The sequence below is a fragment of the Nocardia sp. genome (genome assembly GCF_025465275.1).
Classification (GTDB): Bacteria; Actinomycetota; Actinomycetes; order Mycobacteriales; family Mycobacteriaceae; genus Nocardia.
Window position 1 is genome coordinate 26,391 of the sequence record NZ_JAODNK010000204.1, and the last position, 8,968, is coordinate 35,358.

General features: G+C 64.6%; 8 protein-coding genes. 3 read left to right on the top strand and 5 right to left on the bottom strand.

All coding sequences use genetic code 11. The annotated features are described in order from the left end of the window. The first annotated feature begins 68 nt into the window (after positions 1-68). Positions 69-722: a C40 family peptidase gene (locus JWN03_RS41610; protein WP_297627716.1), complete on the top strand. Its 654-nt coding sequence runs from the start codon at positions 69-71 to the stop codon at positions 720-722. Between the two features lie 234 nt (positions 723-956). On the opposite strand, the gene JWN03_RS41615 is transcribed toward JWN03_RS41610, so the two are convergent. The 3 genes from JWN03_RS41615 to JWN03_RS41625 all read right to left on the bottom strand — a co-directional run bounded on the left by JWN03_RS41615 (position 957) and on the right by JWN03_RS41625 (position 4,903). Then, positions 957-3,140, bottom strand: coding sequence for an MMPL family transporter (locus JWN03_RS41615; RefSeq protein ID WP_297627719.1), 2,184 nt, complete (start codon positions 3,138-3,140; stop codon positions 957-959). Positions 3,141-3,181: 41 nt separating this feature from the next. Continuing rightward, on the bottom strand, positions 3,182-3,658 hold the full coding sequence (locus tag JWN03_RS41620; RefSeq protein WP_297627723.1) for a hypothetical protein: 477 nt from the start codon (positions 3,656-3,658) through the stop codon (positions 3,182-3,184). Between the two features lie 273 nt (positions 3,659-3,931). Continuing rightward, positions 3,932-4,903 carry a hypothetical protein gene (locus JWN03_RS41625; RefSeq protein ID WP_297627726.1) on the bottom strand — a complete coding sequence of 324 codons (972 nt, stop codon included), beginning with the start codon at positions 4,901-4,903 and terminating at the stop codon, positions 3,932-3,934. Between the two features lie 177 nt (positions 4,904-5,080). On the opposite strand from JWN03_RS41625, the gene JWN03_RS41630 reads away from it, so the two are divergent. Both JWN03_RS41630 and JWN03_RS41635 read left to right on the top strand, forming a co-directional pair. Beyond that, on the top strand, positions 5,081-5,734 hold the full coding sequence (locus JWN03_RS41630; protein WP_297627729.1) for a TetR/AcrR family transcriptional regulator: 654 nt from the start codon (positions 5,081-5,083) through the stop codon (positions 5,732-5,734). Positions 5,735-5,842: 108 nt separating this feature from the next. After that, positions 5,843-6,718, top strand: a complete 876-nt coding sequence (locus JWN03_RS41635) for an oxidoreductase (protein WP_297627732.1) — start codon at positions 5,843-5,845, stop codon at positions 6,716-6,718. An 84-nt stretch (positions 6,719-6,802) separates the two neighbouring features. Here the strand turns inward: JWN03_RS41635 and JWN03_RS41640 are convergent, their stop codons facing one another. Together JWN03_RS41640 and JWN03_RS41645 are read right to left on the bottom strand one after the other, a co-directional pair. Beyond that, positions 6,803-7,867: an alpha/beta hydrolase gene (locus tag JWN03_RS41640; RefSeq protein WP_441343162.1), complete on the bottom strand. Its 1,065-nt coding sequence runs from the start codon at positions 7,865-7,867 to the stop codon at positions 6,803-6,805. Between the two features lie 34 nt (positions 7,868-7,901). Then, positions 7,902-8,968 (bottom strand): multicopper oxidase family protein (locus tag JWN03_RS41645; RefSeq protein ID WP_297627738.1); only part of this gene is annotated, 1,067 nt, incomplete at its 5' end.

Genomic DNA, 8,968 nt, shown 5'->3' on the forward strand with positions numbered 1-8,968 from the left:
GATGCGAAAACTCTTCGACGGAGTGGCGGCCCGCGATGTTCCAGCAGCACGATCGGAGATGTGGCTCAATGGGTAAGCACAGTGTGCAGCGGGAAGCTCGGCTTCCGAATTCTGCGAAGGGCGCCATTGTCATGGGCGCGATGGCGGCGACAACTACCGGTGTGTTCCCGGCCATCACCGCCTCGGCAGCCACCGTCGAGATCCCCGGCATCGGAAACTATGATGTGCCGGACGATTTCGCGCCGCAGGTTCGGCAGTTCAACCAGACGGTCAAGGACGCGCAGACGGCGCTGCGGACCCAAGGCGGAATCGGCGGCGCGGCCGCCCTGCCTCAGCAGTTCCAGCCGCCCGCCACCCAGGACAAGCCGAGGTCGCCCGGCAGCATCGCCCTCGAGTCCGCGCGAACCAAGGTGGGCGCGGACTACTCCTGGGGCGCTACGGGTCCGTACAGTTTCGACTGCTCCGGTCTCGTGCAATGGGCCTACCAGCAGGCTGGAGTCGAACTGCCGCGCACCAGCTTCGAGCAGTCCAACGTCGGCGCTCCGGTCGCCTACGAGGAGTTGCAGCCAGGCGATATCGTCGTCACCAATGGCGGCGGCCATGTCGGCATCTACGCCGGTGACGGCAAGCTGCTGAACGCTGTGCAGGACGGCACTCCCGTCTCCTACACCACCCTCTACTCCGACGACGTGGTCACCTCCCGCCGGATCGAGCAGCCCTGACCACTGCTCTACGGAGCACCACGGCCCGGGCTGCGAGTTGGTTTTTGGAGCTGGCTCGATCATGATCTCGCCATGGAGGTCGAGGATCTCATTGACCGTCCCATCACCGAGTAGCGGTAGGACCACAACTGGGGCAATGCCCCGATGAACGACTTGATCGACCGCATCCTGTACCCGATCGCCGATGGCGGAAGCCAACTCGGACTTGTCGGTGAAGAAGCGGTACAGGGTCGGCTACGGCGTGCCGGTGAGCTCCTCGTCGAGTGTGGCGCCTTCGATGTCGAGGTCGGGGACATAGCGGCCGAACCATTTCGGGTGGTACCACATTCGATTGCCGACGATGGCCATGATCGCGGGGATCAGGGTCAGGCGCACCAGGAACGCGTCGAGTAGGACGCCGATGGCGAGGGTGAAGGCGAGGGGTTTGATGATCGGGTTGTCGACGGTGACGAAGGCCGCGAAGACGGCGAACATGATGAGGGCGGCCGCGGTGACCACGCGGGCGGCCTGAGCGACACCGTTCTCGACCGAGGCGCGCGCGTCGGATGTGCGCGTGTGCTCCTCCTTGATGCGTGAGACGACAAAGATCTGGTAGTCGCTGGAGAGCCCGAAGATGATGGCCAGCACGATGATCGGCAGGAAGCTGAGGGTCTCGCTGCGTGTGACGCCGAGTTGGTCTGCAGCCCAGCCCCATTGGAATACCGCGACCTGTACGCCCAGGGCCGCGAACACCGATCCCACGAAGCCGATGATGGAGGTGATCGGCACCAGGATGGTGCGGAAGGCGATGGTCAGCAGGATCAGCGCCAAGCCGATCACGACAGCCAGGAACAGCGGCAGCGCGCGGCCGAGCCGGTCCGAGGTATCGATGTTCGCGGCGGTGGTGCCGCCGATGAGATAGGTTGTGTCGGTACCGGATTCGATGCGGTCGCGGTCGTCGCGGATCCGGTTGACCAGGTCGGCGGTGGCGGCCTCGTTGGGCCCGGTCTTCGGTACCACCTGTAGCAGCGCGACACCGTTCTCGTTGACCGACGGCAGCGCCACGGCGACATCCGGTTCGGCCGCCAGCCGGTCGACGAGGGTGGCCAGGGCGCTCGGGTCGGTGGTATGCGAGACATCCACCACGGCGAGCAGCGGGCCGTTGAATCCCGCGCCGAACGAGGCGCTGATCAGGTCGTAGGCCTTGCGCGCGGTGTTCGACGTGGGTTGTGAGGCACCACTGGGCAGCCCGAGTTCCATCCTGGTGACCGGCGCGGCCAGCACCGCCAATACCGCGATTCCGATGACCAGCACCGGAATTCGGAATCGGGTGACGAGACGTCCCCAGGCGTGCCCACTGGTCCGCTCGGGTTCCAGCGCCGCCGTCCGGGCGACCTTCTCGGGGTGGCCGGGGCGCAACGGGGTGGTGACGAAGCGGGCGACGGTCGTTCCGGCGAACCCGAGCAGCGCGGGCAGCAGGGTGAGCGCGACCAGCATGGCCACCAGCACCACGGCTGCCGCGGTGAGCCCCATGACCGTCAGGAACGGAATGCCGACGATCGACAGCCCACACAGCGCGATGATCACCGTGATGGCCGCGAAAACCACTGAGCTGCCCGCGGTCCCGACCGCCAGCGGGATGGAATCCTCCGGGGCGAGTCCGAGCATGATATTGGTGCGATGCCGGGACAGGACGAACAGCGCGTAATCGATGCCGCACGACAGGCCCAGCATCAGACCGAGAGACAGTGCCGCGGAGGGCACATCGACGAACGCCGCGATGCCGGTGATGCCGGCGACCCCGATGGCCACGCCGATGAGTGCGGTCGCGATGGGCAGTCCGGCGGCCACGGCCGCTCCGAAGGTGATCAGTAGAATGACGAATGCCGCTAGGACACCGAAGATCTCGGGTGTCTCGGGGATGCTCATCGCGAAACCCGGATACACCCCACCCGAGTACTCGACGTCCAGTCCGGCATCGCGAGCGGGCTGGGTAGCGTGCTCGGCGGCATCGAGGGTCGAGGTGTTCACCTCACCCGCGTTCACCGAGAACTGCACCGTACCCAGGGCGACGTGCCCGTCCGGGGACACGGACTTCGCCTGGAACGGGTCGATCGTGGCGGCGACCTGCGGCACCGATTTCAGGTTCGCCATCGCGGCCGAGATGCCCGCGCCGGGGCCGGAATCGGTGACCTTCGTCGTCCCCTTCGTTGCGAACACCACCTGCATCTGCGCCCCGCTGAACGCCGGCAGGCGCTGCTGCAGCATGGTGACCGCGTCCTGGGATTCGGTGCCCGGCACTGTGAAGTTGTCGTTCGTCTTGCCGCCGGCGCCGACCGCGGCCGCGATCGCGGCCGCGACGAGGATCACCCAGACGCCGAGCACCCACCAGCGGCGACGGCTGACGATCCGGCCGAGTGCATACAGATAGCGGGACATGCTGCCCTTCCTCGAAGTCACTGCGCTGCTACGGATGTCGGCTACGTGGCGCTGCGGACCTTCGCCACGGCGGAGTCGAAGATCTGGTCGAACGTGCTGTCGTCGGTCTTGCCGGTCAGGTTTTCCGTATGCACCGCGACCGTCGTACTGCCGACCACCGCATACCCGGTGTAGGAGTTGGTCGGTATCGCCTGGCCGCCGATGTCGGACTGGGAGGTGGTGTGGTAGGCGAGGGCCCCGTTTCCATCCGATTCGCCTGGTAGAGACAGGGTTTCGATCGTCACGGTGGTGCCGGCGAGCTGCTTTCCGAGCACGGTGGCCGCTACGGTCATGTGCTGGCAGCTGTTGACGATGTCGGAGATCTTGGCGAGATCCGCCGCATTCCCGGAAACGATCTCGGTGAACACGGTGCCGTCAGCGGTCTGGGCGCCGGCGAAGGACGCGTTCTGTATCAGCGTCTGCAGCTGTGCCGCCAGATCTTGTTGTGCACCAACACATTCCGCTGGCGTCACGGTCACGGGACCGTTGCTGTTCGTATTTGCGATGCCGGTGGCGTTACTGAATCCCGCCGCGACCTGGTTCCTGGGCAGATCGACTGTTGTTGCGCCGGAGGAGAATTCCTGCGAACTCAGCAGCAAGTGCTCGTTCGAGGTGTTGGTCGTAGTTGGTGCCGCGGTCGCGCCGGCGTCGCTACGGTGGCTACCGCAGCCGCTGGTCATGATTACCGTGCACGTGGTTGCGGCTGTCCACAAGCAGATCCGAGTTGTTATGGCCATGGCCGGTCGGTCCTCTCAGCGATTTGCGGTGAAAGATTCGGTGCCGAGCACGAGCGTGAGCCCCGAGATGCCGGAATGAGCTCGGGCATAGGCGAGTTCGTGGCTGATGTCGCCGATGTTATTGATGGCTGGAATGGAGATGCCCAGTGTCGACAGGGTGCCCAGCGCATTGCCGGTGCGGTCGAGGTAGGCGCTGCCGCTGTCGCCGGGGATCCCCGGGGTCGGTGAGATCACGGCGTGGGTCCAGCCGCCGGTCGCCGAGTCGTCGGGTTTGCTTTGACCCGATTGCGGGGAGAGGCCGGCGAATCCGCCGCGCAGGCTCGAGTTGCCGTAGCTGTAGACGGCGCCACCGAGGAGCAGGCCGGTCGTGTCGATCCCCGCGGGGCCGCCCCAGTACGGCAGGCTCGGGTTGACCTGGCCGACGTTCTCGGCGGCGATACGCACGAGGGCGAGATCGTTGTAGGCGCAGGTGTTCTTATCTGTCTCGCCGTTCTGCTGCATGGTCAGCCAGCTGCTGTAGACCAGTTGGCCGGTGCCGATTGTCGTGCCGTTCGATATCGGCGAACCGTCGCGGTTGAAATCCACCGAGGTGCCGGTCGCCAGGCTGGCCGCGGCGCAGCCGTTGGTCTGGTCGGCCTGCCCGGAGCTCGCACAGTGTGCGGCCTGACCGAGGTAGACAGTGCCGGCACCGTCGACGAACACGTAGTTCGCGGTGCACTGCCCCGCGCCCTGGGTGTAGGTCTGAATTCCGGGTGTGATGGTGGCGGATCCTGCTGGCGCCCAAGGGATTCCGGCCTTGTCGGCGGCGACCGTGTCCTGTCCGCCGGTCGCATCGCCGGCCTGCGGCTGGTGCGATGTCGCGGTGCTTCCGGACCCTCCGTCGTTACCCGCCGATCGGGTGGAACATCCGGCAGCAAGGCAGGTCCCTGCGGCGATCAGTACGGTTCCGAGTACCGCGAGTGCGCGATGGCGGGTGAACGGCGGCATAGCAAGTTTCCCTTTCGGCGAACAGAACGGGACAGCTGTGTCTAATTCTAATCAAGATTGTTCAGGTGAACTATAGCTGAATCGCATTACTCGAGGTTGGAGCCTCGGCCGCGGAAATCGGGTGTGTGGGTGGGCTGTGGAGCGCTTCCGGCGCCAGGGGATCGATACGATGCGGAAATGACCGGATCACCTACTCCGACCCGAGGGCGGGGGCGGCCGCCTCGTGGCGAGTCCGTCGCCTCGGACGACACCGTGCTGGCCGCGGCGCTGCACGCCTTCGCAACGCATGGGTACGAGGCGGTTTCGCTGCGCTCGCTCGCCGGTGAACTCGGCGTCAGTCACAATTTGCTGTCGCAGCGCTACGGGTCGAAGGCTCGGCTCTGGTATGCCTGCGCGGACTGGGGATTCGGGGGGATCCTCGGCAAACTGAACCCGATCGTCGACAGTGCAGTGAGCGACACACAGCGGCTACGTGATTTCTTGTATACGTTCGCATTGTTCTCGGCCTACAACCCGGACTTGACGGGGCTGGTCAACGCCGAGTCGTCGACGTCGAGTGAGCGACTGGATTACCTGTGCGCCAACTACATTCGCCCGACTGTGGCCAGGTTTGCGCCGCTGTACGCGCGGGCGGTGGAGCGCAACGAACTGCGCGCGGTTCCGGTCGAGACCCTGTTCTACATGATCACGTCGGGGACCACCGCGATGTACACCAGCCGCGCCCTCACGGAGCAGATCTTCGGCCCGGCTCGGCTGCACCCGGACCGCTTCGAGGAGAATGCCCGGGCCGTCGCGGATCTCCTGTTCGACGGCCTGCGGCCCGTACCCTGAATGTGGCCCGGGATGAGTTCGGCGTCGCCCGAAAAACTATGGCACACTTGATGAATAAGAAATTGAATTGACCTTCCGGCGCATCTTACTCAAGAGTAAGATGCAGGCATGGAATGGACACCGCAAGAAATACCGGATCAGACCGGACGCACATTCATCGTCACCGGCGCCAATGGTGGCATCGGCATCGAGACCACCACGATGCTCGCCCGTAAAGGTGGCACGGTTATCATGGCCTGTCGAAATGCGGAACGGGCGTGGCCGATCGCTGCCATGATCGAGGGCGACGTTCGTATCGAGCGTCTCGATCTCGCCGATTTGGCGTCGGTGCGCGAGTTCGCCGACCGGACCGGCGATTTCGATGTGCTGGTCAATAATGCCGGGCTGATGAATATTCCGTTCTCGCGCACCAAGGATGGATTCGAAACTCAGTTCGGTGTCAACCATCTCGGGCACTTCGCGCTGACCGGTCTGCTCCTCGATCGCCTGCGCGATCGGGTGGTGAGCCTGGCCAGCATTGCGCACCGGCGGGCCCCACAACTGTGGATCGACGATCTGAACCACGAAAACCGCGATTATCAGCGCAATCTGTCCTACGCCCAATCAAAGCTCGCGAATCTGATGTTCGGCCGGGAATTGCAGCGGCGGCTCACCGTGGCGGGCTCCGAAAAGCGTTCCTACGCGGTGCATCCGGGTGTGTCGGCCACCGATCTTTTCACGCGGACCGAGACCCCCGTGGATCGGATCATCAAACCTCTTATCAGAATCACCGGTCACTCTCCGGCCAATGCTGCCCACTCGACTCTGTTTGCGGCGACCATGCCCGGAGCCGATCCTGATATCTACTGGGGCCCGACTCGTTGGGGCGGGAGCAGGGGCCCGGTGGGACCCTCGCCGTCGAGTGAGCTGTCGAAGGACACGGAGCTTTCGAGGCGGCTGTGGGAAGAATCCGAACGGATGACCGGAGTCACTTACAAGTTTTGAGTGTCAATATCGCGTAGTGGGTGCGGTCCGCGCCCACTACGCGATATTGCCGTTCATTGCTTGTGAAAGCCTATGCGCCGCTCGTCAGCCGATATTCGCCGACAGTTCGGGGAGCATTCGTGAGACCTCGTTCTGCCAGTTGTTCCAAGCGTGGATACCGTAGGCCGGGAAATCGTAGGTGACATTCTTTGCACCGAGAACAGTCATACGTGCTTGGAATGCCCGGGTGTTCGCCAGTGCCAGTGCTTCCAGCGCCATGCCCTCCATGGTGCTGACATTTGCGCCGTCGCCGGAGGTGGGCAGGCCGCTGCCGGCGGACACCCACAACCGAATATTCTTCTGAATCAGCGTGGGCGCGAATATGAATGGATCCATGCGCCGCCACTTGGAATCCCACAGGGGCGCCATGCAGTCGACGTTGTACCCGCCGGCATCGAGCATGGCCACCCGAATGGCATCGCGCATCGCGGGCGCGGAGATGTTCAAGTAGCCGGAGAAGGACCCGGCGAAGCTGAACTGGTCGGGGTGGTAGGCGGCGAGGGTCAGTGCGGCGCTGCCACCCATCGACAGTCCGAAGATGCCATTGCGACTCGCGGTGAAACCCAGCCGATCGCGCAGCGCATTGCGCAGGTCCTGGGTCAGGAAGGTCTCCCACCTGTACGTGTAGGACTTGCCGGGGCCGCCCGAAAGTGCTTGCGACGCACCAGAACCCGACGACGCGCTGGCGGAGGACACGGATCCGGGTGATATGCCGAGGAAGTTCGAGCCCGAGTTCCAGTCGGCGTAGAAGCTCGATTGCCCGCCGACGGGCATGACCACATTGATGTTCTGGCCGGTCAACTGGCGGGCGACGTCGGTTTCGATTTCCCACCCGTTGAGGTCATCACGGGCGCGCATACCGTCGAGGGCGTACACCACTCGATCTGTGTTGCCGTCGGCGGCACGGAAGATGCGGGATTTGATCGGACCCATGCTGGAGTCCACCCAGAAATCCAGCCCATCCGGATTGTATGCGGCCGAGGCCTTTACGTCATTGCCGAGCGCTGTCGCCCCCAGCGGCGACAGGACGGCGAGCATCAGGGTCAGGGCCGCTCTGGCGATCGAGGTAAGGGGCGAGCGGGATCTGTGTCGACCGCGTGAAAATCGCATGGAAACAATATCTTTCGTCATCGAGCGGGCTTCTTCAGGTGTGCAGGCGGTAACGCGCCATCATGCATTCGTCCTCGTGGTCGATGAGGTGGCAGTGCCAGACGTAACCCTGCGCCATCGTGCCGCCCATCCCTCCCATGCCGGCCATGCCGCCGACGCTGAACATCGCGTCGGGATCGAATCCCAGCTCGTCCGCGGTGGGGAAGGTGATCGACACCCGGGTGACCATGCCGGTGGGGGCGACGACGGTGTCCTTGGCGCCGGTCTCCCACGGGTCGGGCGGTTGCGGCGTTCCGGTGAGGAACCGATCCGGTTCCGGAGCCCAGTAGGTTCCCACCGCCGGCCGCGGATTCGCGGCGAGATAGCCTGCCATGTCGAAGGATTGGCGGTTGAGGATGCGCATATTGACCAGGTGTATGTGCATCGGGTGGTTGTCGATGGAGACGTTGACGAATTCCCAGATCTCGGTGGTGCCCTGCCGGGGGTCCGGCATGGGTTCGTCGTGGTAGGTGAGATTGTTCATGTTTTCGGTGAATGGCGGCCACGACGCCGCGGGTCCGATATTGAGAGTGATGATGCGGCGTCGATCGGAGGCCGGGATGGGCGGCAGCGCCGGTGCCTGGTTGTCTCCGCCGCGCAGTGCGGCCGGTGGTGCGGAGGTGAAGCCCGTGGCGCCGGTGCCGACGAACCGGATCAGGTTCGAGATCGTCTGTCCGCCAGTGATTTGCGCGGGACCGGTGGGGAACTCGTAGGAGTTCAGCAGGTCGACCGATTCGCCGGCGGCGAGTCCGGTGAAGTCGGCGATGATGTCGAGTCGTTCTCCGGGGTGGAGCCCGGCCTTGTCGACATAGGCGGCTCGGTCGAGCAGGCCGCCGTCGTTGCCGACGATCCAGAACTTGGCCTGGTTGCTGAACGACAGGATGTACGGCCGGAAGCTGGAGGCATTGAGGGCGCGGAATCGGTACATCCCGCGGGCCACGTTCGCGCGGGGGTGGACCGTGCCGTTGACGGTGATCAGGTCGCCGAGCATGCCGCCTTCCCAGCGGCCGTCCTGAATCCAGCGCACGGTGTGGAAGCGCAGTGAGCCGTCGTCGTTGAAGC

Bases quoted from the DNA above. Each gene is read 5' to 3' on its own strand.
- JWN03_RS41625 (WP_297627726.1), bottom strand. From the start codon at position 4,903: ATGCCGCCGTTCACCCGCCATCGCGCACTCGCGGTACTCGGAACCGTA.
- JWN03_RS41630 (WP_297627729.1), top strand. From the start codon at position 5,081: ATGACCGGATCACCTACTCCGACCCGAGGGCGGGGGCGGCCGCCTCGT.
- JWN03_RS41610 (WP_297627716.1), top strand. From the start codon at position 69: ATGGGTAAGCACAGTGTGCAGCGGGAAGCTCGGCTTCCGAATTCTGCG.
- JWN03_RS41635 (WP_297627732.1), top strand. From the start codon at position 5,843: ATGGAATGGACACCGCAAGAAATACCGGATCAGACCGGACGCACATTC.
- JWN03_RS41640 (WP_441343162.1), bottom strand. From the start codon at position 7,867: ATGCGATTTTCACGCGGTCGACACAGATCCCGCTCGCCCCTTACCTCG.
- JWN03_RS41615 (WP_297627719.1), bottom strand. From the start codon at position 3,140: ATGTCCCGCTATCTGTATGCACTCGGCCGGATCGTCAGCCGTCGCCGC.